Here is a 26,424-nt window from a genome sequence, read left to right on the forward strand (position 1 = left end):
CAGACTCACAGACATGGACGATCCCCACAGACCGCCCGCCCGTCGTCGATCCGAGGCTGCTACCCGCTGATGGGCGCCGACACCTGGATCGCCTTCGGGCTCGTCATCCTCTTCGTGCTCGTCGGCGGGGTCTTCGCGGCCGCCGAGATCGCGCTCGTCTCCCTCCGCGAATCCCAGCTGCAGCAGCTCGAACGCCGCGGCGCCCGGGGGATGCGGGTCGCCGAGCTCGGCCGTGACCCGAACCGGTTCCTGTCCGCCGTGCAGATCGGCGTGACCGTCGCCGGGTTCTTCTCCGCCGCGTACGGTGCGTCCTCGATCGCACCCGATGTCGCGCCGCTGTTCCAGGGACTCGGCCTCGAGCAGGGCACGGCCGAAGCCGTCGCGCTCGTGCTGATGACCCTCGTCATCGCGTACCTGTCGCTCGTGTTCGGCGAGCTCGTGCCGAAGCGCCTCGCCCTGCAGCGTGCCGAGGGCTTCTCGATGGCCGTCGCCCCGACCCTGGAGCGCTTCGCGGTGCTGATGCGGCCGGTGATCTGGCTGCTCTCGAAGTCCACCGACGCCGTCGTGCGACTGCTCGGTGGCGACCCGGACGCCCGCAGCGAGTCGATGAGCACCGAGGAGCTCCGCGGCCTGGTCGACGAGCACACCGGCGTCGACGAGCAGGGACGCCGGATCGCCCGCAGCGCCTTGGACGCCGGTGACCGCATCCTGCGCGAGTCGATGCGCCCCTGGTACGACGTGTCGACACTGGACGCCGGCCTCTCCGTCGCCGAGGCCACCGACCAGGCCATCGCTGCCGGGCACACCCGGTACCTCGTGACCTCCGGCGGGCGCGACGAGGTCCAGGGCTTCGTGCACCTCCGTGACCTGCTGCGTCCGGTCGACCCTTCGGCCCCGGTCGCCACGCTCGTCCGGCCGGTACTCGCCCTGCCCGAGACGAAGTCGCTGTCGAGTGCGATCGCGGACATGCGCACCGACGGCCACCAGATCGCCCTGGTGGTCGACGAGTACGGCGGCAGCGCCGGCATGGTCACGCTCGAGGCGCTGCTCGAGGACCTCGTCGGCCGCATCCGCGACGAGTGGGACTCCAGCGAGTACGACGAGTCGATGCTGGCTCACGACGGGGTCGACGGGGCCACGGTGCTCGAGGACCTGGCCGCGGACGGCGGTCCCGTCCTGCCGGACGGCGACTACGAGACCGTGGGTGGGCTCGTGCAGGTGCAGCTGGACCGCGTGCCCGAGGTCGGTGACGTCGTCCTGGCCGGCGGGCACCGCCTCGAGGTCACCGCCATGGACGGTCACCGCGTCGCGCGGGTGAGGATCGGGGCCGACGCCGCGCCCTGACCGCGGCCCCACGGCGGTCGGGAGGCCCGTGGCGACGGGCGGTCGCAACACCCCGCCAGACGTCGACGAGCGGTCACAGGCCGTCGTCTACGGCGCCACCAGCCGACAGGTCGCGACCACCCGGCGGGCGGCACGCGACGTGTCGCGACCGGTCGGGCACGGCCGGTCACGCAACGGAACGCGACCAGACGGCGGACGGGAGGCGCGTGTCGGGGCCGCCCCGCGCCTCCCGTCCGCCCCGGGCGGTCGCAACACCCCGCCAGACGCCGACGAGCGGTCGCAGGCCGTCGCCTGCGGCGCCACCAGCCGACAGGTTGCGACCACCCGGCGGGCAGCACGCGACGTGTCGCGACCGGTCGGGCACGGCCGGTCACGCAACGGAACGCGACCAGACGGCGGACGGGAGGCGCGTGTCGGGGCCGCCCCGCGCCTCCCGTCCGCCCCGGGCCGTCGCAACACCCCGCCAGACGCCGACGAGCGGTCGCAGGCCGTCGCCTGCGGCGCCACCAGCCGACAGGTTGCGACCACCCGGCGGGCAGCACGCGACGTGTCGCGACCAGTCAGCGACGGCCGGCGGCCCCGCCGCGCCCTGACCGGCTGACGGGTACCGCCCGTGCCTGCCGGACACACGGCCCGGGCACGTACGCTCGTCGCATGGGTATCGACGTGCGCAACGAGATCCGCGACTTCCTGTCCTCCAGGCGGGCGCGGCTCACCCCCGAGCAGGTCGGCATGCCGTCGTTCGGCGGCGGGGTCCGACGCGTGCCCGGGCTGCGGCGGCACGAGGTCGCCATGCTCGCCGGCGTCAGCGTCGACTACTACACACGACTCGAGCGCGGCTCTCTCAAGGGCGTCTCGGACAGCGTGCTCGAGGGCCTGGCGAGCGCCCTGCAGCTCGACGAGGACGAGCGCGCGCACCTGTGGGACCTCACGCGCCTGGCGAACTCCGGCGCGAAGGTCATGCACCGGAACGTGCCGACCCGCGTGCGCCCCGGCGTGCAGCGGCTGCTCGACTCCATCACCGGCGCACCGGCCTGGGTGCGGAACGAGCGCGGGGACGTCGTCGCGACGAACGAACTCGGCCGTGCGCTCTACGCACCGCTCTTCGCCGGCCCCGGACGCCCGGTGAACACCGCACGCTTCACGTTCCTCGACCCGGCCGCCCGCGACTTCTTCCCGGACTGGGCACAGACCGCGAAGGACGCCGTGGCCGTGCTCCGGACCGCCGCGGTGTCGAACCCCTGCGAGCCGGGGCTCATCACGCTCGTCGGTGAGCTCTCCACCCGGAGCGAGGAGTTCCGCGGCTGGTGGGCCGCCCACGACGTCCGGATGCAGCGCACCGGCAAGAAGCGCATCGACCACCCGATCGTGGGGGAGCTGCGGCTGTCCTACGAGGCGCTCGACCTGGTCGCCGACCCCGGCCTGACGCTGTTCTCGTACTCGGCCGAGCCGGGCAGCGAGTCCGAGCGGTCGCTCGCGCTGCTCGGCAGCTGGGCCGCGACGGAGCGGGCCGAGCAGTACGCGGCCCTGCGCGAGTCGGAGTCCGAGTCCGAGTCGGTCGACTGACCTCGACCCCGGACCGCCAGGAGCGTCAGGAACGTCAGCCCCGAGGCCGGACCGTCACGCCTGGGGCGGCACGTCGCCGTCGAACAGCTCCGGCGAGCGCATCCGCTCGATGCGCAGCTGCCGCTCCGTCGCCGACAACCGCAGCACACGGATCGCGGCGAACACGAGCACGATGAGGGCGACGGCCAGCACGGCGAGCGCCAGCACGAACAGGGCGTAGAGGACGACGACGAATCCGAGACCACTGTCTGCGAGCATCCGTCGAACATAGCAGCGCGGGTTCGTAGGGTGGGGACGTGACGAGGACCACGGACGGCTCAGCAGGGGACGCGGACCACCGGCAGCACCGCCGGCCCGAACCCGCGTTCGCCCGCGCGGTTGCGAAGGCCCTCGGCGACGCCCGGACCGTGCTCGACATCGGTGCCGGTGCCGGTGCCCGTTCGTACGCGCCGACCGACCGCGACGTGACCGCCGTGGAGCCCGCCGGAGACCTGCCCTTCGCCGACGACACCTTCGACGCCGCGATGACGACGTTCTCGCTGCACGAGTTGCATCACCTCGAACGCGTGCTCGCCGAGGTGCGTCGCGTGACCCGGGGCCCCGTCGTGGTCCTGACGTTCGACCCCGACCGCATCGAGCGCTCCTGGCTCGCCGAGTACGCGCCCGAGGTGCTGTCGGCCGCCGCCCGTCGCCATCCGGCACTGCCGCGGATCGCCGACGCGCTGGGCGACGACACCGTGACGAGCACCCAGTTGCCGATCCCGTTCACGTGCGTCGACGGGTTCGCCGAGGCGTACTACGCCCGCCCCGAGCGACTGCTCGACCCCGGGGTGCGCCAGGCGGACCCGGCGTGGGGACTGGTCGACGAGTTCACCGTCCGGCGGTCGGTGGCAGCGCTCCGGACCGCACTGGAGTCAGGGGAGTGGGACCGGCGGCACGGGTCGTTGCGGATCCGTCCGACGTACGAGGGCTCGGTCGTCCTGGTCACGGCGACGCCGAACCGGCCGCGGACTGACCGGGCCGGGCTTGACACCCGGTCGTAGGCTGGTCGGGTGAGCTTCCAGGAGGTGGTCGGCGCCCGTATCGCCGGCATCAGGGCGTGAGGCCCTCGGTCGTGCCCTCGGGTGCGGCCGACCTCGTCGAACCCTGACCTCCTCCGCCCGGTGCGGTGTGCGTCCGCACGCCCCGGGCCCGCACGAAAGCGATCACCCATGCTCCCCATCGTGGAGAAGACCCTCCGCACGTCCTTCGTCAACGCCTCGCGCAAGGAGGTGTCCGACCTCACGCTGCCCGCCGACTTCGAGACGCTCGACTGGGACGCACTCGACTACCTCGGCTGGCGCGACCCGAAGATCGGGCGGCGTGCGTACGCCGTCGTGCCGACCCTGGACGGCGACCTGATCGGCATCCTGTTCCGGCAGGCCGAGGCCTCGCCCCGCTCCCGTGCCCAGTGCTCGTGGTGCCAGGACGTCAAGCTGCCGAACGACGTCGCGTTCTACAGCACGAAACGGTCCGGGCCGGCCGGACGGAACGGCAACACCGTCGGCACCCTGGTGTGCCAGGACTTCCAGTGCTCGCGGAATGTCCGGAAGCTGCCGCCGCCCGCCTACGAGGGCTACGACGTCGAGGCAGCGCGCCTCCGGCGCATCGAGGACCTGCAGGTCCGGGCCGCGTCCTTCGCCGCCGAGGTCTGAGACGCCGGCGTCCTCGGAAGACGCCGCCGAGTCAGCGAAACGCCGCCGGATTCGGAGGCGTCTCGCGCTGACGCCGGCGTCTCGCGTCCGAAAACGCGACTGACGACGGACTGGAGGCCCGTGACGGATCCGCCACGGGCCTCCCGTCCGTCATCCGGTCGCGTCTACCGACCGATGGTCGACATGTCGGGGTAGCGGTCACCGGTCGGGACCGGCAGCGCCGACAGGCGCGACAGCTGGTCCGCCGTGAGGGTCAGGTCGGCTGCGCCGACGTTCTCCTCGAGGCGGGAGACCCGCTTCGTGCCGGGGATCGGGACGATGTCGTCGCCCTGGGCCAGCAGCCAGGCGAGCGACACCTGCGCCGGGGTGGCGCCGGCCTCGGTGGTGATCTCCTTGACCGCGTCGACGATCCGCATGTTCTGCTCGAACGCCTCCTGCTGGAAGCGCGGGTTCGCCAGGCGGAAGTCGTCGGAGTCCAGGTCGGACGGCTTCGTGATGGCACCCGTCAGGAACCCGCGGCCGAGCGGCGAGTACGGCACCAGGCCGATGCCGAGCTCGCGCAGGGTGTCGAGCACGTCGCCCTCGGGGTCCCGCGTCCACAGCGAGTACTCGCTCTGCAGCGCGGTGATCGGGTGGACGGCGTGGGCCTTGCGGATGGTCTCTGCACCGGCCTCGGACAGTCCGATGTGCCGGATCTTGCCCTCCTGCACGAAGCCGGCGAGCTGCCCGATGACGTCCTCGATCGGGACGGCCGGGTCGACGCGGTGCTGGTAGTAGAGGTCGATGTGGTCCGTGCCCAGGCGACGGAGTGAACCCTCGAGCGCCTCGCGCACGGACTCGGGCTTGCTGGAGATCCCGCGCTGCTGCGTCGGCGTCTCCTCACCGGCCTCGTGGTGGTACAGGCCGAACTTGGTCGCGATGACGACGTCGTCGCGACGGCCCTCGAGCGCACGGCGCAGGAGTTCCTCGTTCGTGTAGGGGCCGTACGCCTCGGCGGTGTCGAACAGGGTGACGCCGAGGTCGATCGCGCGGTGGATGGTGCGGATCGACTCGTCGTCGTCGGTGCCGGCGCCCGTGTAGAAGGCGCTCATGCCCATGGTTCCGAGGCCGATCGGGCCGACTTCGAGGTCTGCGAGCTTGCGTGTCTGCATGCTGCAGGTCTACTCCCGGTCCCCCTGACGGCGGGAGGCACTGGCTGTACCCGCCTCCGCACCACTACGCTGCGAGGGACGGGGCAGACGCCCCGAGCTCGGGGGAGTGTCATGGTCGTCATCTGGATCGTCATCGCCGTGGTCGTCGTGCTCGGCACCCTGCTCGTCGTGCTCGAGGTGCAGAACCGCCGTCGGCGGCAGGCGCTCGAAGCGATCGAAGACCTGTCGGATCCGCGTGACAGCGCACGCGCCGCGGCCGAAGCCGAAGCTGCGCACTCCAGGACCGAGGGGCTCGCCAAGTCCGCGCACCCTGGCATCACGGGCGCCGGCGGCGGCTTCCCCGGCTGAACCGCCCGACCCCACCGCCCGCCGATTGTCGGGAGCGGCTGGTGGTGTGTCGGTGGACGGCCGCGCGCTTCGTGAGGTTCCTCCAAGGTGCTCGCACGATTGCTCCGCGCACTGGTGTGATCGTCCCGTGAACCTGTACTTCCGACTGCTCCTGCTGCAGCTGCGCACCCGTCTGCGCGCTCGGGTCGGTGGACGCCGCCGGGCGTCGCTCTGGGACGAGGTGCGGACGCCGTTCCGGGTGGTCCCGACCGACCTCGACCCCCTGCGGCACGTCAACAACGGCAAGTACCTGTCGATGCTCGACCTCGGTCGGCTCGACCTGATGCTCCGCTCCGGGTACTGGGCCGCGCTGTCCGAGCACGGCTGGTACCCCGTCGTCTCGGCGCAGACGATCACGTACAAGCGGTCGCTGACGCTCGGGCAGCGGTTCGAGCTCCGCACCCACGTGCTCGGGGTCGACGACCGTGCCGTGTACCTGGAGCAGACGTTCGTGCGAGGGGGTGCCGTGATGGCCCGCGCCGTGGTGCAGGCCCGGTTCCTGCGGCGTTCCGGCGGGACGGTGCCGACCGCGGACCTGCTCGAGGCCGCGGGTGGCGCGGACCGCGACCTGACCGTGCCCGACTGGGTGCACGACTGGGCGAGTGCGACCCGGATCAGCAGCAGCGCGGCGTAGACAGGTCCGGTGACCGAACCAGCAGGCTCCCACCGGACGACCGCCACCTCGCGCCGTACGCTCATCGCCGGCGGGGTCGGTCTCGGTGTCGCCGGCATCCTCGCCGCCTGCAGCAGGCCGGGGCCCGAGCCCAGCCGGTCACCGAGCGCCGCCCCGACGCGCTCGCAGACCCCGGACCCTGCACCGAGCGACTCCCCGGACCGCGGCCCGGATTCATGGGATGCGCTGGCCGCCGCGGTGTCCGGCACCGTGCTGCGGTCCGGCGCGGCGGGGTGGGACGACGCCCGTGTGCTCGAGAACCCGCGCTTCGACGACGCCGACCCGCGGGGGATCCTCCGGGCGGCGGACACAGCGGACGTGCAGGCCGGCCTCGCCTTCGCCCGGACCACCTCGACGCCGGTGGCGCTCCGGGCCGGCGGGCACTCCTACACGGGGTGGTCGGCCGGCGGAGCGCCCGGCACCGGTGTGCCGCGATCGCTGGTCATCAGCACGCAGGACCTGGACGGCATCGACCTGCACGACGACGGGACCGTCACGATCGGCCCGGGTGCCCGGCTCGGCGACGTGTACGCCGAGCTCGCGAAGGCCGGACGGGCGATCGGCGCCGGTTCGTGCCCGACGGTCGGCATCGGCGGACTGACCCTGGGTGGTGGAGTCGGCGTCCTCGTCCGGTCCTTCGGGCTGACCTGCGACCAGCTCACGGGGGCAACCCTCGTGACGCCGGACGGAGTCGTGCACCGGGTGTCGACGTCCCGCGAACCCGACCTGTTCTGGGCCTGCCGCGGTGGGGGCGGTGGAACCGTCGGCGTCGTGACCGCACTGACGTTCCGGACGCACGCCGCGCCTCCCGTCCTGCTCTTCACGATCACGTTCGCGTGGTCGGCCGCCGCTGCCGTGGTGCGTGCCTGGCAGGACTGGGCACCGACCGCCGACCGGAAGCTGTGGTCGTCCCTGAAGCTGCTGAACGGCAGTCGGCACACCGCGCCGACCGTCACGGTGACCGGTGTCTGGACGGGGTCGAAGACCGGGGCCGACACTTCCGTCGATGGTTTCATCGCCGCCACCGGCGCGAAGCCGCTCGCCCACACCGGGCGGGTGCTCACCTACGGCGCCGCGATGTCGGCCCTGGCAGGCAGACCACAGCGGGTGTCCGAGGCGGCGACGTCGTCGATCGGCTCGGCGAAGCTCAGCGACGCCCAGATCGACGTGCTCGTCCGGCAGGCGGCCGCGGCGGGTGACGTGGCGGGCAACCTCGAGGGTGGGGTGGCGCTCGATGCGCTCGGCGGCGCCGTGGCGGACGTCGGTGCAGGGGACTCGGCCTTCCCCTGGCGGTCGGCGCTGATGACCGTGCAGTACACGGCGGTGTTCGCGGACGGGGCGGATCCCGCGCCGTTCGATGCGTACGTGCGGGGGTTCCGGAAGGCGATGCGACCGGCGTGGGGCGACGCGGCGTACGCGAACTACTGCGATGCATCGATCACCGACCCGTCCGCGTACTTCGGGGACAACACCGCGCGTCTGCACCGCATCGCCGAGCAGGCCGACCCCGCGGGCGTGCTCGCGCAGCCGCACTGGGTCTGACGTCGGCCCGGGACGGTGCGCGCGGTCCGGGTTTCGGCCCCAGCGACACTTCACGCGTCCCGCACCCCGTGAACTGTCGCTCAGCGCGAAACTCGACCGGCCCACGGCCCACGGCCGGCCGGTCCTACGATGACCGCATGGACATCGTCGACCTGGTGCTGCCGGACGTCGCGGCGTGGCGCGCCTGGCTCGACGACCACGAGCACGAACCCGACGGGGTGTGGCTCGTCCTCGCCAAGAAGGGCGTGACGGAACCGACGACGCTGACCTACGACACCGCTCTCGACGAGGCGCTCTGCTCCGGGTGGATCGACGGGCAGCGGCGCGGGCGCGACGACACCACCTACCGTCAGCGGTTCACCCCGCGCCGGAAGGCCTCGCTGTGGTCGCAGCGGAACCTCGGCCTGGTCGCCGCACTCATCGCCGAGGGACGGATGCGGGAGCGCGGGCACGCCGAGATCGAGCGCGCGAAGGGTGACGGGCGGTGGGACCGCGCCTACGCCGGTTCCGCCACGGCCACGGTGCCCGAGGACCTGCAGGCCGCGCTCGACGCCGCCCCCGCAGCCGCCGCACTGTTCGCCGAGCTCGACGCCACGAACCGGTACGCCGTCCTGCACCGGATCACGACGGCCCCGAACGCCACGGTGCGGACGAACCGGCTCACGAAGCTCGTCGGCGGACTCGAACGCGGCGAGACCCCGTACCCGCGGCCGACCCGTCCGTAGACCCTGCGAACCCGGAAAGCGGTCGGGGGACACCGACTCAGGGACCGGCAACGCACCGGGCGTAGACCGGGGACATGACCACAGGCACTGACACCACGAACCGTCCGGCCGCGTCCTCCGGCACCTTCCGCATCGGCGGCGACCTCGAGGTCAACCGGCTCGGCTACGGCACCATGCAGCTCACCGGCCCCGGCGTCTGGGGACCGCCGAAGGACCACGACGAGGCGATCCGCGTCCTCAAGCGCGCCGTCGAGCTCGGCGTGAACTTCTTCGACACCGCCGACTCGTACGGCCCCTACGTCGCCGAGGAGCTCCTCAAGGAGGCCCTGCACCCCTACGGCGACGACGTCGTCATCGCCACGAAGGCCGGCCTCACCCGCACCGGCCCGAACGTCTGGCCGCCCGTCGGCCGCCCTGAGTACCTCCGGCAAGAGGCGGAGATGAGCCTCCGCCGCCTGGGCCTGGAGCGCATCGACCTGTTCCAGCTGCACCGCATCGACCCGAAGGTCCCGCTCGAGGACCAGGTCGGCGAGCTGAAGAAGCTGCAGGACGAGGGCAAGATCCGCCACATCGGCCTGTCCGAGGTCTCCGTCGACGAGGTCAAGGCCGCGCAGGAGATCGCCACGATCGTCTCCGTGCAGAACCTCTACAACCTGCAGAAGCGTGACGCCGAGGAGCTGCTCGACTGGTCCGAGGAGCAGGGCATCGGCTTCATCCCGTGGTTCCCCCTGGCCACGGGTGGCCTGACCGGCGAGGACTCGCCGCTCACCGAGATCGCCGAGCGCAAGGGTGCCACCCCGGCGCAGCTCGCGCTCGCCTGGCTGCTCAAGCGCTCCCCGGTGATGCTGCCGATCCCCGGCACGTCGAGCGTCGCGCACCTGGAGGACAACCTCGCGGGTGCCACCGTCGAGCTGACCGACGACGAGTTCGAGGAGCTCGCGAAGCTGGGTCACTGACCCTGAGGACGCGACCGCGGGTCGCGAACGCGACCACCGGTCGGACGGGAGGCGCGGTGCCAGCTGGCACCGCGCCTCCCGTCCGTTTTCTCGCCCTGTCCAGATCCGTGCTTGCGCAGGCATACCGGGTATGTGCATACTCAGTATGGCCACGGTGGCCCGGGACAGGGGAAGTGTCATGAGCGTTCGGATGGGCGTACTCGCGCTGCTGGTGGGGGGACCCGGCTACGGATACCAGCTCCGGGGGGAGTTCGAGCACCGCACCGGCGGCAGCTGGCCGCTGAACATCGGCCAGGTCTACACGACCCTGGACCGCCTGGAACGCGACGGCCTCGTGGCCCGCGGTGACGCCGACGACGACGGACACGTCGTCTACACGGCGACGGACGCGGGTCGCGCCGAGGTGGCGCGCTGGTTCAGCGAGCCCGTGCCGGCCAAGCGTGGCCGCGACGAGCTGGCGATCAAGTTCGCCCTCGCCGTGACCGTCCCCGGGGTCGACGTCGCCCGGCTGGTGCAGGTGCAGCGCGGTGCCGCGATCCGGAACCTGCAGGACCTGACGCGGCTGAAGCGGACGACCGACCCGTCGACCGACCTGGCGTGGTCGCTCGTGCTCGAGTCGATGGTGTTCCAGGCCGAGGCCGAGGTGCGCTGGCTCGACCACGTGGAGTCGAGCGTGGCGCGGTACCGGCCGGACGAGCACCCCGCGACGCCCGATGTCCCCGGGGCTGCCGGTGCTGTCGGTGCTGCTTCCGCTTCCGCTTCGCGGAGCGCACGGTGACCGCCGCACCGCTCCTGCAGCTCGACGCCGTGAGCGTGCACTACGGCTCAGGCGCGAAGGCCGTCACGGCCCTGGCCGGCATCGACCTGCGGGTCGAGCGCGGCGAGATGGTGGCCGTGATGGGCACCTCGGGGTCGGGCAAGTCGACGCTGCTCGCCTGCGCCGGCACCCTGCTGCCGCCGACGAGCGGTGAGGTGCTGATCGACGGTGCCTTCGTGTCCGACCGTCCCGCCAAGGAGCTCGCAGCGCTGCGCCGCCGACTCATCGGGTTCGTGTTCCAGGACTTCAACCTGATCCCCTCGCTGACCGCGGTCGAGAACGTGGCACTGCCGCTCGAGCTCGACGGGTGGAAGGCCTCGCAGGCCCGCCGCGCCGCGGAACTCGCGCTGGACAACGTCGAGCTGTCGCACCGCGCCGACGCCTACCCGGACGACCTCTCCGGTGGCCAGCAGCAGCGCGTCGCGATCGCCCGCGGCGTGGTCGGGGAGCGTCGACTCGTGCTCGCCGACGAGCCGACCGGAGCCCTCGACTCGCAGACCGGCGAGGTCGTGCTCCGCATGCTCCGTCGGCACGTCGACGCCGGAGCGGGCGCCCTCCTGGTGACGCACGACGCCCGGCACGCGGCCTGGGCGGACCGGATCGTGTTCCTGCGCGACGGTCGGGTGGTCGACGAGACCGTGTACTCGGGCGTCGAGGCGGCGCTGACGGACCGGACCGCCTCGTGAGCCGGGGTCGGCGTGCCGGGACCGGCCGGGCGCCGTTCGCCCTCCGACCGGCGCTCCGTCTGGGGCGTCGGCTGGCGTTCGCGAAAGCGGGCCGTGCGGCACTGATCATCGCGCTCATCGGGATCCCCACCGCCGGGTTCGCCGCCGTCGCCGTCGTGGTGCAGTCGACGCAGCCCACGGTGACCGAGCAGCTCGACCACGACCTCGGCCAGGCATCGGCGCAGATGCGGGTGTCCGGCCCGGACCTGCCCGGCATGGTGCAGGACCCGGTGCAGTGGCAGTTCACCGACTCGAAGCGGAACAGCCCCGTCACCAAGTCGGACGAGGACTCACCGTTCGCGAACGTCCTGGCGCACGTGCCCGACGGCGCGCTGGCGATCCCGGTCGGCGGCACGCCCGTCGTGGTGCAGGGTGCGCACGGCCCCGTCGGACTGACCGCGGTGGAGGGCAGCGTCTGGGACCCGTCGCTCGAGGGCCACTGGCACGTGCTCGACGGCTCCAGGCCGACCACGCGCAGCGAGCTCATGGTCACGCCGGCGACGCTCGACCGCCTCGGGGCGCGGATCGGTGACACGGTGGACCTGACCGACCCGGTCACCAAGCGCTTCACGATCACCGGGACCATGACCGACCTGGGGACGGACCCGGGGACGCAGGGGGTGTTCCTGCCCTGGGGCACGACGCTCTCGACGACCGACACCACCGACGACGTCGGGCTCGACGACGTCACCGTGTACCTGCCGTCGGACGCCCCGACGTGGTCGGAGATCCGGCAGCTCAACGCGCACGGCATCATCGTGCAGTCGCGTCCGGTCGTGCTCGACCCGCCCGACGCCCGGCTCTCCGGTGGGCAGCTGAACTCGACAGTCGGCTGGTACCTCGGGGCGATGGGGTTGCTCGGCGTCTTCGCGATGTTCGAGGTCGCCCTGCTCGCCGGGGCAGCTTTCCTGGTCGGCACCCGGGCGGACACCCGCTCGTACGCCATCGTCACGAGCGTCGGCGGTGACAAGCGGTTCGTCCGCACGATCGTCGCCGGGTCGGGCCTGGTGCTGGGGCTCGTCGGCGCGGTCCTCGGGGTCGCCGCCGGCACCGGGATCGGCGTGCTCGCGTTCCGGCTGGTCGACAACGGCAACGTGGTGTCGTTCCCCGGGTTGCACGTGCCGCCGCTCCTGCTGCTGTCGATCGCCGCCGCCGGGGTGCTCGCCGGACTCGTCTCCGCGCTCGTCGCCGCACGGTCCGCCACCCGGATCAACGTGCTCGCGGCGCTGCGGGGCTCGCTCCGTCCGGTGCCCGTCAGCCGTCCGGCCCGCCGTCGTCGGCGCATCTGGGGACCGCTGCTCGTGGTCCTCGGCGCCGTGATGACGCTGGCGTGCGGTGTCGGGGTGCTCATGCTCAACGACCGCCCGGTGCAGCACGACCGGTGGGCCTACGTCGTCGGTGCCGGCGTCGCGATCGGGCCGTGCCTGATGCAGCTCGGGATCGCCATCTGCTCGCCGTGGCTGCTCGCCCTGGTCACCCGGCTCACTTCCCGCGCGGGGCTGTCCGCACGGCTCGCCGCCCGCGACGCCCGCCGCAACCCGGTCCGCACGGTGCCGGTGCTGGCGAGCGTGATGAGCGTCGTGTTCGTGGCGTCGGTCGTCATCACGTGGAGTGCGTCGAGTCAGGCCCAGTACGTCCGTGGCTACGAGTACTCCACGGCGGTCGGGGTCGCGACGGCCGAGGTGCAGACCGAGACGAAGGACGGCGGCAGTACCGGTCGCCACGACGCGGAGCTGACGGCGCACGCCGCGAAGGTGGTGTCCGGGGTCTTCGACCAGGACCGCATCCGGGTGCTCGGTGTCGCCCAGGGGCAGCCGGGCGACACCCCCTCGACCGTCACGATCCCGCACCGCTGGAGCGCGTACGACTGCCCCGCGAACGACACGACGAGCTGCTCGTACTACCTGGACACGGCGAGCGCGTCGAGTCCGCACATCTGGACCGGGACCGTCGACGACTACGCCGTGCTCACCGGGCACCGGCCGTCCGCCGCCGTCCGGAGCGCGCTCGAGGGCGGTCGCGCGGTGTCGCTCTGGCCCGAGTACGCCCACGACGGCGCGGTCCGCGTCGACACCTTCCACGACCGGACGTGGGAGAGCGAGCCCATCACCGAGCGGAGCCGACCGGCGGCCAGCGTCTCGATCCCCGCCGTGCTCGACGTGCAGACCCCGCGGATCCAGGTCGGCGTCTTCATGACGGAGGCGACCGCCGAACGGTACGGCGTCCCGGTGGTCGACGGCATGCTCGTCACGACGCTGCCCCACGACATCCAGCCGGCCCAGTGGGACGAGCTGAGCTCGGCGTGGCAGAGCTTCGGCGGCGACGACCGTGCACGGTGGAGCGGCCCGTCGTTCACCTACGAAGCCGGTCCGGTCGACAACGAGGCGATCATCCGGGCGATCGTGCTCGCACTGGCGGCGGCCGTCACCATCGGTGCGACGGCGGTCGCGATCGGACTCGCACGGTCCGACGGCCGGCGGGACGACGAGGTGCTCGACGCCATCGGTGCGGCACCACGCCTGCGCCGAGGGGTGTCGACCTGGCAGGCGGCGATCCTGGCCACGGTCGGCTCGGTGATCGGGACGCTCCTCGGGCTCCTGCCGATCCGCGCCCTGACCCTGCGGTTCACCGAGAGTCCGGTCGGGGTGAACCACATGCCGTTCGTGCCGGACTGGCCGGTGCTGGCCCTGCTCGCGATCGGTCTGCCCCTCGTGGTGACGGCCGGGGCCTGGCTGACCTCGCGGGGTCGGCGGCGGGTGGCGGTGCGACGGGCGCACTGACGCAACGGGAGGCCCGTGACGGCGTCGCCACGGGCCTCCAGTCCGTCACATGGTGAGCAGGAATGGTCGGGTCGCTGTGCCGGACCCGACCATTCCTGCTCACGAAGCGGCGAGCGCCGCGCTCACGCGAGCTCGGGCAGCGCCTCCGCGTAGGTGCGGAAGTCGCCGCGCTCCGTGTGGATCGCCCACAGGCGGTCGGCGATGGACTCCCCGGAGTGCTCGGGCTGCCCGTCGTCGATGCCGAACGGGATGATGAGCTGGCCGACGTGGACGTCCTCGTCGCGGACGGCGTCGTGCAGGAGCTGCGCGTAGGCGCTCTCGGCCGCGAAGGCGACAGACGTCCCGGTGACGCGGGCGCCTGGTCGGACCGCACTGCCGCCGTTGACGAACAGGATCGTGCCGTGGCCGATCGCGCGCATGCCGGGCAGCACCTGGCGGACGGCGTTGACCGAGCCGTAGACCGAGAACTCGATCGGGCCGACCAGGTCGTCCGCCGTGGTCTCGAGCACCGGGCGCATGTACTCCTTGGCGGGGAGCGGGCTGTACTGCAGCACCTCGATGGGGCCGAGCTGCTCGGTGGCGCGCTCGAGTGCGGTGCGCAGGGAGTCCCCGTCACGGACGTTCGCGGCGAACCCGGCTGCGGTGTGGCCGCGCTCGCGCAGTTCGGCGGCGAGGCCGTCCAGCCGGTCCTGGTTGCGGGAGATCAGGGCGACGGCGAAGCCCTCACGGGCGAAGCGCTCGGCGACGGCGAGGCCGAGGCCCTTGCCGGCCCCGACGATGGCGATGGTGGTCATGCGGTGTACTCCTCGTCGCTCACGTGCTCGAGCCAGGTGGTGGTCGTCGCCGGATCGTCGGCGGCCTCGAGCATCGCGAGGTGTTCCATGGAGTCGGTGGGGGTCGCGCCGTGCCAGTGCTCCTCGCCGGCGGGCGTGTAGACGGTCTGTCCAGCCTGCACCTCGATGACGTGGCCGTCCCGGGTGCCCATCCGCGCGACGCCCTCGGTGACGTGCAGGGTCTGGCCCTTCGCGTGCGAGTGCCACGCGGTGCGGGCGCCGGGCAGGAACCGGACCTTGGCGACGGTCATCGTCTGACCGGGCTCCTTCGGCGAGGCGATGGCGTCGAGGTACACGTCGCCGGTGAACTGCTCGGGCGGGTTCTTGACGGTCGGCTGCTTCGGTTCGATCTGCATGCCGACGACGGTAGGCCGCCGTGCGCACGGTCGGGAGGTGCCGACAGACCCCCTCAGCGGTTTCCCGAACGCAGCGTGTGTGATCGACCCACGACCCCGGGAGGATCATCGTGGACACACCCGCCGGAACGCCCCGCAGCCGCCGCCTCTGGTCGGTGGCCGGCCTCGCCGCCGTCGCCGCACTGGCCCTCACCGCCTGCACGAGCGGTGACGGAGCAGAGCGGGACGGATCCGACCGGGGCGGTTCGCCGTCGGCGCGCGCGACCGCGCCCGCCGACCTGTCGGCCGGTCAGGTGGCGCTCGACGGTGACACCACCGACGTGGTCACCGGCCTGGAGGCTCCCTGGTCGGTGGTCCTGACGGGTGACGACGGCGACGCGCTGGTCAGCGAGCGCGACTCGGCCCGGGTGCTCGAGCTGCGGTCCGACGGCACCACCCGCCAGGTCGGCACCGTCGACGGTGTTCGCCACGGCGGCGAGGGCGGACTGCTCGGGCTCGCGCTGCACGACGACGACCTGTTCGTGTACTCCACGGCTGACGACGGCAACCGGATCCAGCGGTACGAGCTGACCGGTGGCACCGGATCGTGGGGGCTCGGGGGCGCGACGACGATCATCGACGGCCTGCCGAAGAACACGTTCCACGACGGCGGCCGGATCGCGTTCGGGCCCGACGACATGCTCTACGCCAGCGTCGGGGACGCCGGTGCGAGCACGGACGCGCAGGACGAGGACTCGCTCGCGGGCAAGATCCTGCGGCTCACCCCGGACGGCGACGTCCCCGCCGACAACCCGATCGACGGGTCGCCGGTGTGGAGCGTCGGGCACCGCAACGTGCAGGGCATGGGGTGGTCGTCGGACGGCACGATGTTCGCGTCGGAGTTCGGTGAGAACACCCACGACGAGCTCAACGTGATCGAGCCCGGGTCGAACTACGGCTGGCCCGAGGTCGAGGGCACCGGTGGCGAGGACCAGGGCTTCGTCGACCCCGTGCAGCAGTGGTCCACCGACGAGGCGTCCCCCAGCGGCGTCGCCGTCATCGATGACACGGTGTTCATCGCGAACCTGCGGGGCGAGGTGCTCCGGTCGGTCCCGGCCGACGACCCCGGCACCGCGACCGAGTACTTCGCGGGTGACTTCGGGCGCATCCGCACGGTGCTCGAGGGCCCGTCGGACACCCTCTGGTTCGTCACGAACAACACCGACGGCCGCGGGACGCCGTCGAGCGGGGACGACCGGATCGTCTCCGTCCCGTTCACGCGCACGTGAAAGGGGTTCCCGCAGCCCCTCGCTCGCACCGGACGGGGCGAAGTACCGTGACGGCATGAACCACCGCGACGAAGCGCGCGACTTCCTCTCCAGCCGTCGCGCCCGCATCACCCCCGAGCAGGCCGGCGTCGAGACCTTCGGCACGCGGCGTCGCGTCACCGGGCTGCGTCGCGAAGAGGTCGCACGCCTGGCCGGCGTCAGCATCGATTACTACACACGGCTCGAGCGCGGCAACCTGCAGGGGGTCTCGGACAGCGTGCTCGACGCCATCGGCCGGGCCCTGCAGCTCGACCCCGCCGAGCAGGAGCACCTGCGCGACCTGTCGCAGCACCAGAACGAGACCCCGCGTCGCGCCGGTCGTGTCGTGCCCGTCGCTGCCGTCCGACCCGAGTTGCAGTACCTGCTCGACGTGGTCACGGACGCCCCGGCGATGATCATCAACAACCGGCAGGACATCGTCGCCGCGAACGCGCTCGGCTTCGCGATGCACTCGGACCTGGTCGCGGCACCGGCGCGGCCGATGAACTTCTCGCGCTTCATCTTCCTCGACCCGCAGGCGCGGAACTTCTACCAGGACTGGCAGCGGGCCGCGCACACGAACGTCGCGATCCTGCGCCGCGAAGCGGGCCGGACCCCGAACGACAAGGACCTCGCCGCGCTGATCGGCGAGCTGTCGATGCGGAGCGACGACTTCCGCGGCCTCTGGGCAGCGCACGACGTCCGACGCCACTACGCCGGCGTGAAGTCGTTCCGGCACAGCGTCGTGGGGCCGCTCGAACTCCACTTCCAGACGCTCGAACTCGCCGAGGACCCGGGGCTCGCGCTCACCATCTACCCGGCGACCCCGGGCAGCCCCACGGCCGACGCCCTGCGGGTGCTGGCCTCGTGGGCGGCGACCGAGGGCATCGCGGAACGGGCGCGCCAGCTCGCCTGAGGCGGTGGTGGCGACCACCCCACTGACGGGCGCGGCCCGCTCAGCGGTGACGCGCCAGCGTCATGCGGGCCGCGCCGACCGAGCCTGCGAGGGAGGACGGCGCGGGCGGGCACCGCGCCTCCCGTCCGCTCGTGGTCGCGTCAGATCTCCGGGATCACCCGGTCGAACCGGCTCGTGTCCGTCCCGTCCGGGTCCGGGCCGTTGCGACGGCCGGTGTCCAGGGCGTCGAGCCGCGCGAGCTCGTTGTCCGTCAGCGCGAAGTCGAAGACGTCGAAGTTCTCGGCGATGCGACCGGGGTTCGTCGACTTCGGGATCGCGTTCCGCCCCTGCTGCACGTGCCAGCGGAGCATCACCTGCGCCGGCGTCCTGCCGTGCGCCTCGGCGATCGACCCGATCGTCGGGTCGTCCATCACGCTGACCCGCTCGTCGCCCCAGCCCGGGTAGAACGTGATGCCGCCGATGGGGGACCACGCCTGGTCGAGGATGCCGTGCTCGGCGTCGGCCCGCTGGACGTCCGGCTGGGTGAAGTACGGGTGCAGCTCGACCTGGTTGAGCGCCGGGATGACGTCGGACTGGTCGAGCAGGGAGCGCAGGTGGTGCGGCATGAAGTTGCTCACACCGATCGCGCGGACCCGGCCGTCGGCGTACAGGCGCTCGAGAGCCCGGTACGCCTGCACGGTCTGCTCGAAGCGGTCCGGCGCGGGCTGGTGCAGGATCAGCACGTCGATCGTGTCGAAGCCGAGCTTGCCGGTCGCCTTGTCGAAGGCGTGCAGGGTCTCGTCGAAGCCGTAGTCCGAGACCCAGATCTTGGTCTCGACCACGATGTCGTCGCGGTCGACGCCCGAGGCGCGGATGCCCTCGCCGACCTCGCGCTCGTTGCCGTACGCGGCGGCGGTGTCGATGTGGCGGTACCCGGTCTCCAGGGCCGTGCGGACAGCGTCCACGGTCTCCTCCGGGGCGCTCTGGAACACGCCGAAACCGATGGCGGGGATCTCGAGTCCGTTGTTCAGGGTGACTGTCTCCATACCGACGACGCTATGACCGCCGACCCCCTGCTGACGGGTACCAGCAACCCCTGCTTGCGGCACCCGGCCGGCCGTACCGTGGACGCATGGACACCAGAAGCGAAGTGCGTGACTTCCTCCGCACACGCCGCGAGCGGGTCACGCCGCAGCAGGTCGGTCTGCCCGACTTCGGTGGGGTCCGCCGCGTCAAGGGACTGCGGCGCGAAGAGCTCGCACTGGTCGCGGGGATGAGCGTCGACTACTACGTCCGCCTCGAGCGCGGGAACCTGACCGGGGTCTCCGAGAGCGTCCTCGAGTCGCTGTCCAGTGCGCTGCGTCTCGACGATGCCGAGCACGCGCACCTGTTCGACCTGGCCCGTCTGCAGAACGCTTCGGGTGCCTCACGCCGGACGATCCCGACGTCGAAGGTCCGGCCGAACGTGCAGCGGGTGCTCGACTCGATCAGCGCCCCCGCCTGGGTCCGCAACGGCCGGTTCGACTTCCTCGCCGGCAACGCACTCGCCCGCGCGGTGTACTCGCCGCTGTTCCTCTCGCCCTCCGGCACCCCGAACACCGCGCGCTTCGCGTTCCTCGACCCGCGCGGCCAGCAGTTCTGGCGTGACTGGGACGCGGTCGCCGGCGACGTGGTCGCCGCCCTGCGCGCCGAGGCGGCCCGCTCGCCGTACGACAAGGGACTGACCGACCTGATCGGGGAACTCTCCACCCGCAGTGACGAGTTCCGGCGGCGCTGGGCCGCACACGACGTGATGCGGCACCGCAGCGGTGTGAAGCGCGTGCACCACCCGGACGTGGGCGATCTCGACATGAGCTACGAGACGATGGAGCTCGTCACGGACTCGGGGCTGACCATGGTCGTGTACGGCACGGAACCCGGGTCGGCGTCCGAGGAACGGCTGCAGCTGCTGGCGAACCTCGCGGCGACGAGCGCGACCGGTGCGACCGGTGCGACCGGTGCGGCGGCTGCGTCGGCTGCCACTTCCACTTCCACTGCGGCGGCGGAGGACGCGTGAACGAGACCGAGTCCGTCGAGACCGTCATCACGGCTCCGTCGACCGGGTTCGTCAGCCGACTGCGGTTCCGGCTGCGCGCCGAGCAGGAGATCCACGAGCTCACCCGTGACCGCGAGCTCGAGGAACGGGTTCGAGCCGAGGCAGCCGTGCGGCTCGCGCCCGGGCCGTGGCACCTGGGGGAGCTGTTCCGTCGGCGGTGACGGCTGAGGGGGGAGGACAGCACCTGTCACGGCCCCGCGGTCGGCCCTAGCGTCGAGGACATGATCTTCGCCGACACCGACCCCGAGTTCGCCCGGTACCACGCCGACTTCGTGGACGAGACCCTGCGGAACGCCTCACTCAGCGAGCACGACCGTGTGGTCGTCCAGCTCGGTGCGACGATCACGGCCGGGGCACCGACGGCGTTCCGCGACCTGCTGGAGGCGGCGCTCGACGGCCCGCTCTCGCCCACCGAAGCGAAGGAGATCGTCTACCAGGCGGTGGCATACGTCGGCTCCGCACGCGTCGGTGACTTCCTGTCGATCACCAACGCCGTGCTCGACGCCCGCGGGGTCGCTCTGCCGTTGCCCGGGCAGTCGACGACGACCCCGGCGGACCGGCTCGAGCGCGGCCGAGCGGTGCAGGGTTCCGTCGTCGGTGCGGCCCGCGTCGACGCCATGTACGAGAACGCCCCCGCGGACGCCGTGCACTTCCAGCGGTTCCTGTCCGGCAACTGCTTCGGGGACACCGTCGGCCGGGACGGTCTGTCGCTGCCCACCCGTGAACTCCTGACCTTCGCGCTGCTCGCGGCGCTCGGCGGGGCCGACGCGCAGGTGCAGGGGCACGTGGCCGGCAACCTGAACGTCGGGAACACCCGCCAGCAGATGCTGGACGTCCTGACCGTGCTCGTCCCGCTCATCGGCTACCCGCGCACGTTGAACGCCCTGGCCGCCGTGAACGAGGGAGCACCCGCAGCATGAGCACGGACCACTCGATGTCGAGGGGCCGGACCCTGCTCTTCGCCGTCGCCGGGGGAGCAGCGGTCGGCAACCTGTACTGGTCGCAGCCGCTGCTCGACGACATCGCATCGTCGCTCGGCACCTCGGCGTCGCTCGCCGGGCTGCTCGTCACGCTGACCCAGGTCGGCTACGCCCTCGGCATCCTGCTCGTGGTGCCGCTCGGGGACGTCCTCGACCGCCGACGCCTCATCCCCTGGGTGCTCGTCGCCTCCGCCGTCGCGCTGCTGCTCGCCGCGATCGCACCGACCTTCGCGACGCTCCTGGTCGCCCTGGCGCTGGTCGGGCTGACGACGGTCGCGGGGCAGCTCCTCATCCCGCTGGCCGGGGACCTCGCCGACCCCGCGCAGCGCGGACGCGTCGTCGGCACGATCGCGTCCGGGGTGCTCACCGGCATCCTCGTGTCGCGGACGATCAGCGGCCTGGTCGCGGACGCGTTCGGGTGGCGCGCGATCTACGTCCTCGCCGCCGTCGTCGCGGTCGTCCTCGCCGTGTTGCTGCGGCGGGCCATCCCGGAGCTCGACGCCCGCGGCAAGGTGGCGTACCCGCAGCTCATCCTGTCGGTGTTCCGTGCCGTCCGGACCCACCGGACCGTCCAGGTCACGCTGGTGATCAGCTCGTCGGTGTTCGCCGTGTTCACGATGTTCTGGACCGCCCTGACGTTCCTGCTGAGCAGCGACCCCTACGACTTCTCCACCAGCAGCATCGGGTTGGTCGGCTTGGTGGGGCTCGCGGGTGCCGTGGCGGCGCAGCGGGTCGGGCGACTGCACGACCGGGGGTTGTCGGTACCCGTCACCGGCGGAGCGATCGTGCTCCTGCTCGTCTCCCTGGTCGTCGCCGGGATCGGTGCGCACTCGATCGTCGTGGTGCTGCTCGCCGTGCTGCTGCTCGACGTCGCCGTGCAGGCCGCGAACGTGCTCAACCAGACTCGGCTCTTCTCCGTCGACCCGGCCGCGCGGAGCCGGCTCAACACGGCGTTCGTCACCTCGAACTTCATCGGCGGCGCGATCGGTTCGGCCCTGGCGTCGGTGCTGTGGAACGCCGGGGGCTGGACGGCGGTCACGATCGGCGCCGCGGTGCTGGCGGGGTTCGCCGCGACGGTCTGGGTCGTGCACCGGAACCGCGGGCTCGTGGTCGAGCCGGAGCGGGCCTGAGTCAGATCGTCAACTCGACGTCACGGCCGTTGACCGTGACGATGATGCGTGGGTTCTCGGCACCGGTCGCGGTGATGTAGTTCCGGAGAGTGGAGAGCAACATGTCCTCGCGCCGTTCCATCTGCGACACCGCCCCCTGACTGATACCGAGCTCGTGTGCGATCTCGGCTTGCGTGCGCTTCCCCGCTTCACGCACCATCGCCAGGCTCATCGCGTGGACTCGGTCCAGGTCGTCGGCCTCGGTCTCGAGCGCGGCAACAGCGTCCGCGATGTCCGGCTGCCTCAGGAGACGCTCGACGCGGTCGTTCCCGCGGACGAAATCCTTCTTGCCCATCATCGTTCCTTCGTTTCGTCGAGCCAGCGGTCGATCAGTCGGTCGGCTCGGGTACCCACAGTGTCGTAGAAGACGTCGCCCATCGATGCCTTGTCGCCCGAGAACAGCGCCACCACGACCCGGTCCTGAGTGGGCGGGAACCAGCAGATGACGCGCAGGGCGACACCGGGAACGTAGGGATGCGAGACACGCCACACGAGGTGCTTCCGTGACTGGCGGACCCGCTTGATCATCGCCGTGTCCTGGACCGGTGCCTCCTCGAGATCTCGGAGTCGCTTCAGCATGAACGTCAGGAGCTGCAGGCGCTTCCGTCCACGCGGGCTCGTGTCGGCCTCGAGACGATCGAGCTGGACGTTGAACTCGCGCGGCCAGTCGATCTCCAGGCGCTGACATTACCCACAACTCATAATAGCTGCAACTAATAACATCCGCAGGGGTTCCGCAGGGCCCGGACCCCGGGGCTCAGCGGACCAGGGGGTTCGTGACCTCGAGCTCGCCGTGGTCGACGAGCCAGCGCACGGCGTCCAGCACGGTCTCCTCGGCGGTGAACGCCGGAGCGTAGCCGAGCAGACGACTCACCTTCTCGGTGCTGAAGACCTGGCTGCGGGACAGGTGCTCCCAGCTGGCGTCAGCGTGTTCCGGAGCCGTGGTCTCGCGGAACCGGTCCCAGGTGACGGAGTCGAGCCGGGCCTCCTGGCCGAACCACGACGCTGCCAGGTGGGCGTACCCGCGCACGGTGAGCGCCGTCGGAGCCGTGACGAAGAAGTCCTCGCCCGCCGCCGCATCGCGGTGCTCGACCGCGAGCTGGAACGCCTGCGCGACATCGTCGGCGTGCACGTGGGCCATCGTCTCGGCGCCGAGACCGGGGACCTCGAGCGGTTCGCCGGCGGACAGCTTCGTCAGCACCGAGGTGTCGAGGTTGCCGAGCGGACCGATCGGCGTCCAGCCCGGACCGCTGATGTGACCGGGGTGCAGCGACGTCGTGACCAAACCGCCTGATGCGGTTTCTTCCTTGAGCATCCGGGCGATGGCGTCCTTCTGGACGCCGTAGTCGCCGAACGGCGGGGTGGCGTCCTGCTCGGTGATCGGCAGCACGTGCGAGACACCGGCGCGCCAGATCGAACCGCAGTGCACCAGGTGCGTGCCGGTGCCGCGGAGCGCGTCGACCAGCGCTGCGGCCGAGGACTCGGTGAAGCAGACGAGGTCGACGACGGCGTCGGCACCGAGCGCGGCGATGCGGCTGCCGAAGGTGCCGTCACGGTCCTCCTGCTCGCGGTCGGCGGTGATCCGCTCGACCTGCTGCCACTCCGGGGCGTCGGCGTACGGGGTGCTCGTGCCGCGCGTGACGGCGACGACGCGGTGCCCCGAGCGGACGAGACGGGGGACGAGGAACGAGCCGATGTGGCCGGTGGCTCCGATGACGACGATGTGCATGAGGGCCACCGTAGGCCGAGGCGTGCGGATCGTGAGCAGGAACGGTCGGGTGCGGCGGTGCGACCCGACCGTTCCTGCTCACGAAGCGCGCCCGCGGCGAGCAAGCGAAGCGCGCCCGCTGCGCGCCCGCGGCGAGCAAGCGAAGCGCGCCCCCGGCGCTCAGTCGGCGGTGATGACCTTCACGGAGCCGGCGATGGTGGCGGCGTCCTCGGCGAGCGCGACGACGGGGTCGGGCAGGCCGGCGCCCCCGAGGGCCTTGCGCACACCCCAGCCGACGAAGCTGCCGACGAGGGCACCGACGCCACCGAGGATCGCGCCCTCGATCCGCAGGTCACGCTTGCCCGTGGTGCCGAGTGCGGCGCCGGCGAGGGCACCGGACGCGACACGTCCGAGCAGCGCCGAGGGGGCGATGCGGTTCGGGGTCTTCGGCAGCTTGTCGCCGATGAGCTCACCGACGGCGGAGGCGACGAGCAGCCCACGGCCGACCGGGGTGCTGAAGACCTTCCACTGCTGCCACGAACCCTTCAGCGAGGACCGGTCGTGGTTCAGTGCGAGGACGGCGAGCGGGGTGGCGCTCCGGCCGCCGCTCATGATGCCGAGGACCAGGGTGCGGACCAGGGTGTGCTGCTCGTGCTGCTTGCTCATCGTGACTCCTGTCGTGTTGCCCCCGACGGTACGCACGGTGACCTCGGGTGTTCCGAGCATCGCGGGCGATCGCCGGGCGGACGTCCGGCGTTCCCCGGGTACGGAGCCTCCCCGAGTAGCGTCCGGCGCATGAGCAACGTCATCGTCCTCGGCGGCCACGGCAAGGTCGCCCTCCTCGCCACCCGCATCCTGTCCGAGCGCGGACACACGGTCACCTCCGTCATCCGGAACGCCGACCAGTCCGACGAGATCCGGGCGCACGGCGGCGAACCGCACGTCGCGGACATCCAGCAGCAGTCCCTGAACGACTTCGCCGAACTGGTCCGCGGGCACGACGCCGTGGTGTGGTCGGCCGGTGCCGGTGGCGGTTCCGTCGACCGGACCTGGGCCATCGACCGCGACGCTGCGGTGCTGTCGATCCAGGGGGCGAAGCAGGCCGGCGTCGACCGCTACGTGATGGTGTCGTGGTCCGGCTCGCAGCTCGACCACGGGATCCCGCAGGACCAGGACTTCTTCGCGTACGCGCAGTCGAAGATGATCGCCGACGCGGTGCTCCGCGACTCGGGGCTGCAGTGGACGATCGTCGCCCCGAGCACCCTGACCGACGACGAGCCGACCGGCTCCGTCGACTGGGACGGCTCGTCCACCCAGGTGCCGCGCGGTGACGTGGCGCACGTGGTCGCCGACGTGGTCGAGAACCCCGGCACGGCCGGCAACACCTTCCGGTTCAACACGGGGTCGACCCCGGTGGCGGAGTTCCTGCGCGCCGACGCGGTCTGACCAGGACCGGCAGACCACTGACGGACGGGGTCGCGACGGTCCTCCCGCCGCGACCCCGAGCTGTCCGTCGCGTCGCCGCGGCGCTCAGGCCATCTGCGCGTAGAAGCGCTCCGGTGCATCGGCGAGCGACGCCTTCACCATCCGGCTCCAGTCGTCGACCAGCACCTCGGCCGCGCCGCGCTCCACACCGTCGAGTGCCGCACGGGCCACGTCCGTCGGGTCCGTCTTCGGGCCGTCGTAGTCGCCCATCATGTCGGTGTCGGCCGCACCGAGGTGGAGTCCCTGCACGCTGATGTCCCGGTCGGCGAGCTCCAGGCGGACGGCGTTCGTCATGTTCCACTCGGCCGCCTTCGCCGCGGCGTAGCCACCGGCGCCGGGCGCCGCGAACCAGGACAGTGCCGACAGCACGTTGACGATCGCGCCGCCGCCGTTCCGCTCGATCACCGGCGCGAAGGCACGGATCATCGACAGGCTGCCCCAGAAGTGCGTGTCCATGGCCTTCCGGACGATGGTCAGGTCGTCGGTCACCAGGGAGCCCTGCGTCGAGATGCCGGCGTTGTTCACGAGCAGCGTCACGTCGCCCGCGGCTGCGACCACCGCGTCGACCGAGGCCTGGTCGGTGATGTCGAGGGGCAGCGCGACGACGCCCTCGACGTCGACGAGTTCGGGGCGGCGTGCGGTCGCGTAGACCTTCGACGCCCCGCGCTCCAGCAGCTCCAGGGCGAAGCGGCGTCCGATGCCGCGGTTCGAGCCGGTGACGAGTGCGACCGATCCAGCGATGTCCATGGTGTCTCCTCCTGCCGCGCGGGTGTCTCCCGCGGCGGCTCGGCTACGCTAAGACCTCACATCCATGTCAGGGGCAAGCCCGGATCGGAGCACACATGCGCATCGGCGACCTCGCGGCCGAGACCGGCGTCAGCGTCCGCTCGCTGCGGTACTACGAGGAGCAGGGACTGCTCACCGCGTCGCGCACCGCGAGCGGGCAGCGGATCTACACGGACGCAGCCGTCGAGCGGGTCCAGCTCGTGCAGCAGCTGTTCGCCGCCGGGCTCGCGAGCCGCACGATCGTGCAGCTGCTGCCCTGCGTCGACCGTGGGGAGTCGACGCCGGAGTCGTTCGCGCTGCTCATCGCGGAGCGGGACCGGATCACCGCGCAGCTGGCCGAGCTCGAGGCGGTCCGGGGGCGGCTCGACCAGGTCATCGCGATCACCGAGCACCCCACCGCCGAGCACTGCCCGGCGCTGCGTGACCGGCCTGCGGAGCCGGTCGCGGCCTGAGACGCGACACCGGGACGGA

The 26,424-nt window shown here is 71.9% G+C and carries 30 protein-coding genes; 20 read left to right on the plus strand and 10 right to left on the minus strand.

Annotated elements, in window-relative coordinates; genetic code table 11:
• Positions 1 to 69 precede the first annotated feature (69 nt).
• Positions 70 to 1,344: a hemolysin family protein gene (locus BR70_RS0115840; protein ID WP_027466849.1), complete on the plus strand. Its 1,275-nt coding sequence runs from the start codon at positions 70 to 72 to the stop codon at positions 1,342 to 1,344.
• A gap of 654 nt (positions 1,345 to 1,998) precedes the next feature.
• A complete protein-coding gene (locus tag BR70_RS0115845; protein ID WP_027466850.1) occupies positions 1,999 to 2,910 on the plus strand; it encodes a helix-turn-helix transcriptional regulator in 912 nt (303 codons plus the stop codon).
• Positions 2,911 to 2,964: 54 nt separating this feature from the next.
• Here BR70_RS0115845 and BR70_RS0115850 read toward each other — a convergent pair whose 3' ends face one another.
• Positions 2,965 to 3,168: a hypothetical protein gene (locus BR70_RS0115850; RefSeq protein WP_017887883.1), complete on the minus strand. Its 204-nt coding sequence runs from the start codon at positions 3,166 to 3,168 to the stop codon at positions 2,965 to 2,967.
• A gap of 38 nt (positions 3,169 to 3,206) precedes the next feature.
• On the opposite strand from BR70_RS0115850, the gene BR70_RS0115855 reads away from it, so the two are divergent.
• Both BR70_RS0115855 and BR70_RS0115860 read left to right on the plus strand, forming a co-directional pair.
• Entirely contained in the window at positions 3,207 to 3,953 is a 747-nt protein-coding gene (locus BR70_RS0115855; protein ID WP_027466851.1) for a class I SAM-dependent methyltransferase, read from the plus strand.
• Positions 3,954 to 4,121: 168 nt separating this feature from the next.
• Positions 4,122 to 4,604, plus strand: coding sequence for an FBP domain-containing protein (locus BR70_RS0115860; protein ID WP_027466852.1), 483 nt, complete (start codon positions 4,122 to 4,124; stop codon positions 4,602 to 4,604).
• Between the two features lie 164 nt (positions 4,605 to 4,768).
• Here BR70_RS0115860 and BR70_RS0115865 read toward each other — a convergent pair whose 3' ends face one another.
• Positions 4,769 to 5,755: an aldo/keto reductase gene (locus tag BR70_RS0115865; protein ID WP_027466853.1), complete on the minus strand. Its 987-nt coding sequence runs from the start codon at positions 5,753 to 5,755 to the stop codon at positions 4,769 to 4,771.
• A 111-nt stretch (positions 5,756 to 5,866) separates the two neighbouring features.
• Between BR70_RS0115865 and BR70_RS0115870 the strand changes: the two genes are divergently transcribed.
• From BR70_RS0115870 to BR70_RS0115905, 8 genes are all read left to right on the plus strand, one after another.
• Positions 5,867 to 6,103: a hypothetical protein gene (locus BR70_RS0115870; protein WP_027466854.1), complete on the plus strand. Its 237-nt coding sequence runs from the start codon at positions 5,867 to 5,869 to the stop codon at positions 6,101 to 6,103.
• Between the two features lie 127 nt (positions 6,104 to 6,230).
• Positions 6,231 to 6,776 carry an acyl-CoA thioesterase gene (locus tag BR70_RS0115875; protein ID WP_027466855.1) on the plus strand — a complete coding sequence of 182 codons (546 nt, stop codon included), beginning with the start codon at positions 6,231 to 6,233 and terminating at the stop codon, positions 6,774 to 6,776.
• A gap of 9 nt (positions 6,777 to 6,785) precedes the next feature.
• Positions 6,786 to 8,357 carry an FAD-binding oxidoreductase gene (locus tag BR70_RS0115880; protein WP_051597017.1) on the plus strand — a complete coding sequence of 524 codons (1,572 nt, stop codon included), beginning with the start codon at positions 6,786 to 6,788 and terminating at the stop codon, positions 8,355 to 8,357.
• A gap of 137 nt (positions 8,358 to 8,494) precedes the next feature.
• Positions 8,495 to 9,082: a YdeI/OmpD-associated family protein gene (locus BR70_RS0115885; protein ID WP_027466857.1), complete on the plus strand. Its 588-nt coding sequence runs from the start codon at positions 8,495 to 8,497 to the stop codon at positions 9,080 to 9,082.
• Between the two features lie 74 nt (positions 9,083 to 9,156).
• Entirely contained in the window at positions 9,157 to 10,038 is an 882-nt protein-coding gene (locus BR70_RS0115890) for an aldo/keto reductase (RefSeq protein WP_027466858.1), read from the plus strand.
• Between the two features lie 178 nt (positions 10,039 to 10,216).
• Positions 10,217 to 10,816: a PadR family transcriptional regulator gene (locus tag BR70_RS21360; RefSeq protein WP_051597018.1), complete on the plus strand. Its 600-nt coding sequence runs from the start codon at positions 10,217 to 10,219 to the stop codon at positions 10,814 to 10,816.
• Entirely contained in the window at positions 10,813 to 11,541 is a 729-nt protein-coding gene (locus BR70_RS0115900; RefSeq protein WP_027466859.1) for an ABC transporter ATP-binding protein, read from the plus strand. Before BR70_RS21360 ends, BR70_RS0115900 begins: the two co-directional genes overlap by 4 nt.
• The gene (locus tag BR70_RS0115905; RefSeq protein WP_027466860.1) at positions 11,538 to 14,360 is read left to right on the plus strand and encodes an ABC transporter permease; all 2,823 of its coding nucleotides are present in this window, start codon (positions 11,538 to 11,540) and stop codon (positions 14,358 to 14,360) included. Before BR70_RS0115900 ends, BR70_RS0115905 begins: the two co-directional genes overlap by 4 nt.
• A gap of 122 nt (positions 14,361 to 14,482) precedes the next feature.
• On the opposite strand, the gene BR70_RS0115910 is transcribed toward BR70_RS0115905, so the two are convergent.
• Both BR70_RS0115910 and BR70_RS0115915 read right to left on the minus strand, forming a co-directional pair.
• Positions 14,483 to 15,154, minus strand: coding sequence for an SDR family NAD(P)-dependent oxidoreductase (locus BR70_RS0115910; RefSeq protein WP_027466861.1), 672 nt, complete (start codon positions 15,152 to 15,154; stop codon positions 14,483 to 14,485).
• Complete coding sequence (locus BR70_RS0115915; protein ID WP_027466862.1) at positions 15,151 to 15,549, minus strand: (R)-mandelonitrile lyase; 399 nt, start codon at positions 15,547 to 15,549, stop codon at positions 15,151 to 15,153. Before BR70_RS0115915 ends, BR70_RS0115910 begins: the two co-directional genes overlap by 4 nt.
• 110 nt (positions 15,550 to 15,659) lie before the next feature.
• Between BR70_RS0115915 and BR70_RS0115920 the strand changes: the two genes are divergently transcribed.
• The gene (locus BR70_RS0115920; protein WP_027466863.1) at positions 15,660 to 16,817 is read left to right on the plus strand and encodes a PQQ-dependent sugar dehydrogenase; all 1,158 of its coding nucleotides are present in this window, start codon (positions 15,660 to 15,662) and stop codon (positions 16,815 to 16,817) included.
• Between the two features lie 55 nt (positions 16,818 to 16,872).
• Entirely contained in the window at positions 16,873 to 17,751 is an 879-nt protein-coding gene (locus tag BR70_RS0115925; protein ID WP_027466864.1) for a helix-turn-helix transcriptional regulator, read from the plus strand.
• Between the two features lie 140 nt (positions 17,752 to 17,891).
• On the opposite strand, the gene BR70_RS0115930 is transcribed toward BR70_RS0115925, so the two are convergent.
• Positions 17,892 to 18,776 carry an aldo/keto reductase gene (locus tag BR70_RS0115930; RefSeq protein ID WP_027466865.1) on the minus strand — a complete coding sequence of 295 codons (885 nt, stop codon included), beginning with the start codon at positions 18,774 to 18,776 and terminating at the stop codon, positions 17,892 to 17,894.
• A gap of 86 nt (positions 18,777 to 18,862) precedes the next feature.
• Here BR70_RS0115930 and BR70_RS21365 point away from each other — a divergent pair, with 86 nt between their 5' ends.
• The 4 genes from BR70_RS21365 to BR70_RS21370 are packed head-to-tail and all read left to right on the plus strand — an operon-like array spanning position 18,863 to position 21,935.
• Positions 18,863 to 19,786, plus strand: a complete 924-nt coding sequence (locus BR70_RS21365; RefSeq protein WP_035809291.1) for an MmyB family transcriptional regulator — start codon at positions 18,863 to 18,865, stop codon at positions 19,784 to 19,786.
• On the plus strand, positions 19,783 to 19,986 hold the full coding sequence (locus tag BR70_RS0115940) for a hypothetical protein (protein WP_027466866.1): 204 nt from the start codon (positions 19,783 to 19,785) through the stop codon (positions 19,984 to 19,986). Before BR70_RS21365 ends, BR70_RS0115940 begins: the two co-directional genes overlap by 4 nt.
• A gap of 60 nt (positions 19,987 to 20,046) precedes the next feature.
• Positions 20,047 to 20,745 carry a carboxymuconolactone decarboxylase family protein gene (locus BR70_RS0115945; RefSeq protein ID WP_035809292.1) on the plus strand — a complete coding sequence of 233 codons (699 nt, stop codon included), beginning with the start codon at positions 20,047 to 20,049 and terminating at the stop codon, positions 20,743 to 20,745.
• Complete coding sequence (locus BR70_RS21370) at positions 20,742 to 21,935, plus strand: MFS transporter (protein ID WP_035809295.1); 1,194 nt, start codon at positions 20,742 to 20,744, stop codon at positions 21,933 to 21,935. Before BR70_RS0115945 ends, BR70_RS21370 begins: the two co-directional genes overlap by 4 nt.
• Before the next feature lies 1 nt (position 21,936).
• On the opposite strand, the gene BR70_RS0115955 is transcribed toward BR70_RS21370, so the two are convergent.
• The 4 genes from BR70_RS0115955 to BR70_RS0115970 form a co-directional block, all read right to left on the minus strand.
• A complete protein-coding gene (locus BR70_RS0115955) occupies positions 21,937 to 22,269 on the minus strand; it encodes a helix-turn-helix domain-containing protein (RefSeq protein WP_197019658.1) in 333 nt (110 codons plus the stop codon).
• A complete protein-coding gene (locus BR70_RS0115960) occupies positions 22,269 to 22,553 on the minus strand; it encodes a hypothetical protein (RefSeq protein ID WP_231495716.1) in 285 nt (94 codons plus the stop codon). Before BR70_RS0115960 ends, BR70_RS0115955 begins: the two co-directional genes overlap by 1 nt.
• Positions 22,554 to 22,731: 178 nt before the next feature.
• Positions 22,732 to 23,703, minus strand: coding sequence for an NAD-dependent epimerase/dehydratase family protein (locus tag BR70_RS0115965; RefSeq protein WP_027466870.1), 972 nt, complete (start codon positions 23,701 to 23,703; stop codon positions 22,732 to 22,734).
• A 159-nt stretch (positions 23,704 to 23,862) separates the two neighbouring features.
• Positions 23,863 to 24,348: a DUF4126 family protein gene (locus BR70_RS0115970; protein WP_051597019.1), complete on the minus strand. Its 486-nt coding sequence runs from the start codon at positions 24,346 to 24,348 to the stop codon at positions 23,863 to 23,865.
• A 129-nt stretch (positions 24,349 to 24,477) separates the two neighbouring features.
• Between BR70_RS0115970 and BR70_RS0115975 the strand changes: the two genes are divergently transcribed.
• A complete protein-coding gene (locus BR70_RS0115975) occupies positions 24,478 to 25,128 on the plus strand; it encodes an NAD(P)H-binding protein (RefSeq protein ID WP_027466872.1) in 651 nt (216 codons plus the stop codon).
• Positions 25,129 to 25,212: 84 nt separating this feature from the next.
• On the opposite strand, the gene BR70_RS0115980 is transcribed toward BR70_RS0115975, so the two are convergent.
• Positions 25,213 to 25,914: an SDR family oxidoreductase gene (locus BR70_RS0115980; protein WP_027466873.1), complete on the minus strand. Its 702-nt coding sequence runs from the start codon at positions 25,912 to 25,914 to the stop codon at positions 25,213 to 25,215.
• A gap of 95 nt (positions 25,915 to 26,009) precedes the next feature.
• On the opposite strand from BR70_RS0115980, the gene BR70_RS0115985 reads away from it, so the two are divergent.
• Entirely contained in the window at positions 26,010 to 26,405 is a 396-nt protein-coding gene (locus BR70_RS0115985) for a MerR family transcriptional regulator (protein ID WP_027466874.1), read from the plus strand.
• Positions 26,406 to 26,424: the final 19 nt, after the last annotated feature.

It is taken from the genome of Curtobacterium sp. UNCCL17 (assembly GCF_000686685.1).
In the GTDB taxonomy this organism is placed as follows: domain Bacteria; phylum Actinomycetota; class Actinomycetes; order Actinomycetales; family Microbacteriaceae; genus Curtobacterium; species Curtobacterium flaccumfaciens.

What these genes read in the sequence shown, in the direction of transcription:
- BR70_RS0115840 (WP_027466849.1), top strand. Translation starts at nt 70, where the DNA reads ATGGGCGCCGACACCTGGATCGCCTTCGGGCTCGTCATCCTCTTCGTG.
- BR70_RS0115845 (WP_027466850.1), top strand. Translation starts at nt 1,999, where the DNA reads ATGGGTATCGACGTGCGCAACGAGATCCGCGACTTCCTGTCCTCCAGG.
- BR70_RS0115850 (WP_017887883.1), bottom strand. Translation starts at nt 3,168, where the DNA reads ATGCTCGCAGACAGTGGTCTCGGATTCGTCGTCGTCCTCTACGCCCTG.
- BR70_RS0115860 (WP_027466852.1), top strand. Translation starts at nt 4,122, where the DNA reads ATGCTCCCCATCGTGGAGAAGACCCTCCGCACGTCCTTCGTCAACGCC.
- BR70_RS0115865 (WP_027466853.1), bottom strand. Translation starts at nt 5,755, where the DNA reads ATGCAGACACGCAAGCTCGCAGACCTCGAAGTCGGCCCGATCGGCCTC.
- BR70_RS0115870 (WP_027466854.1), top strand. Translation starts at nt 5,867, where the DNA reads ATGGTCGTCATCTGGATCGTCATCGCCGTGGTCGTCGTGCTCGGCACC.
- BR70_RS0115885 (WP_027466857.1), top strand. Translation starts at nt 8,495, where the DNA reads ATGGACATCGTCGACCTGGTGCTGCCGGACGTCGCGGCGTGGCGCGCC.
- BR70_RS0115890 (WP_027466858.1), top strand. Translation starts at nt 9,157, where the DNA reads ATGACCACAGGCACTGACACCACGAACCGTCCGGCCGCGTCCTCCGGC.
- BR70_RS21360 (WP_051597018.1), top strand. Translation starts at nt 10,217, where the DNA reads ATGAGCGTTCGGATGGGCGTACTCGCGCTGCTGGTGGGGGGACCCGGC.
- BR70_RS0115910 (WP_027466861.1), bottom strand. Translation starts at nt 15,154, where the DNA reads ATGACCACCATCGCCATCGTCGGGGCCGGCAAGGGCCTCGGCCTCGCC.
- BR70_RS0115915 (WP_027466862.1), bottom strand. Translation starts at nt 15,549, where the DNA reads ATGCAGATCGAACCGAAGCAGCCGACCGTCAAGAACCCGCCCGAGCAG.
- BR70_RS0115925 (WP_027466864.1), top strand. Translation starts at nt 16,873, where the DNA reads ATGAACCACCGCGACGAAGCGCGCGACTTCCTCTCCAGCCGTCGCGCC.
- BR70_RS0115930 (WP_027466865.1), bottom strand. Translation starts at nt 18,776, where the DNA reads ATGGAGACAGTCACCCTGAACAACGGACTCGAGATCCCCGCCATCGGT.
- BR70_RS21365 (WP_035809291.1), top strand. Translation starts at nt 18,863, where the DNA reads ATGGACACCAGAAGCGAAGTGCGTGACTTCCTCCGCACACGCCGCGAG.
- BR70_RS0115945 (WP_035809292.1), top strand. Translation starts at nt 20,047, where the DNA reads ATGATCTTCGCCGACACCGACCCCGAGTTCGCCCGGTACCACGCCGAC.
- BR70_RS21370 (WP_035809295.1), top strand. Translation starts at nt 20,742, where the DNA reads ATGAGCACGGACCACTCGATGTCGAGGGGCCGGACCCTGCTCTTCGCC.
- BR70_RS0115955 (WP_197019658.1), bottom strand. Translation starts at nt 22,269, where the DNA reads ATGGGCAAGAAGGATTTCGTCCGCGGGAACGACCGCGTCGAGCGTCTC.
- BR70_RS0115960 (WP_231495716.1), bottom strand. Translation starts at nt 22,553, where the DNA reads ATGCTGAAGCGACTCCGAGATCTCGAGGAGGCACCGGTCCAGGACACG.
- BR70_RS0115965 (WP_027466870.1), bottom strand. Translation starts at nt 23,703, where the DNA reads ATGCACATCGTCGTCATCGGAGCCACCGGCCACATCGGCTCGTTCCTC.
- BR70_RS0115970 (WP_051597019.1), bottom strand. Translation starts at nt 24,348, where the DNA reads ATGAGCAAGCAGCACGAGCAGCACACCCTGGTCCGCACCCTGGTCCTC.
- BR70_RS0115975 (WP_027466872.1), top strand. Translation starts at nt 24,478, where the DNA reads ATGAGCAACGTCATCGTCCTCGGCGGCCACGGCAAGGTCGCCCTCCTC.
- BR70_RS0115980 (WP_027466873.1), bottom strand. Translation starts at nt 25,914, where the DNA reads ATGGACATCGCTGGATCGGTCGCACTCGTCACCGGCTCGAACCGCGGC.
- BR70_RS0115985 (WP_027466874.1), top strand. Translation starts at nt 26,010, where the DNA reads ATGCGCATCGGCGACCTCGCGGCCGAGACCGGCGTCAGCGTCCGCTCG.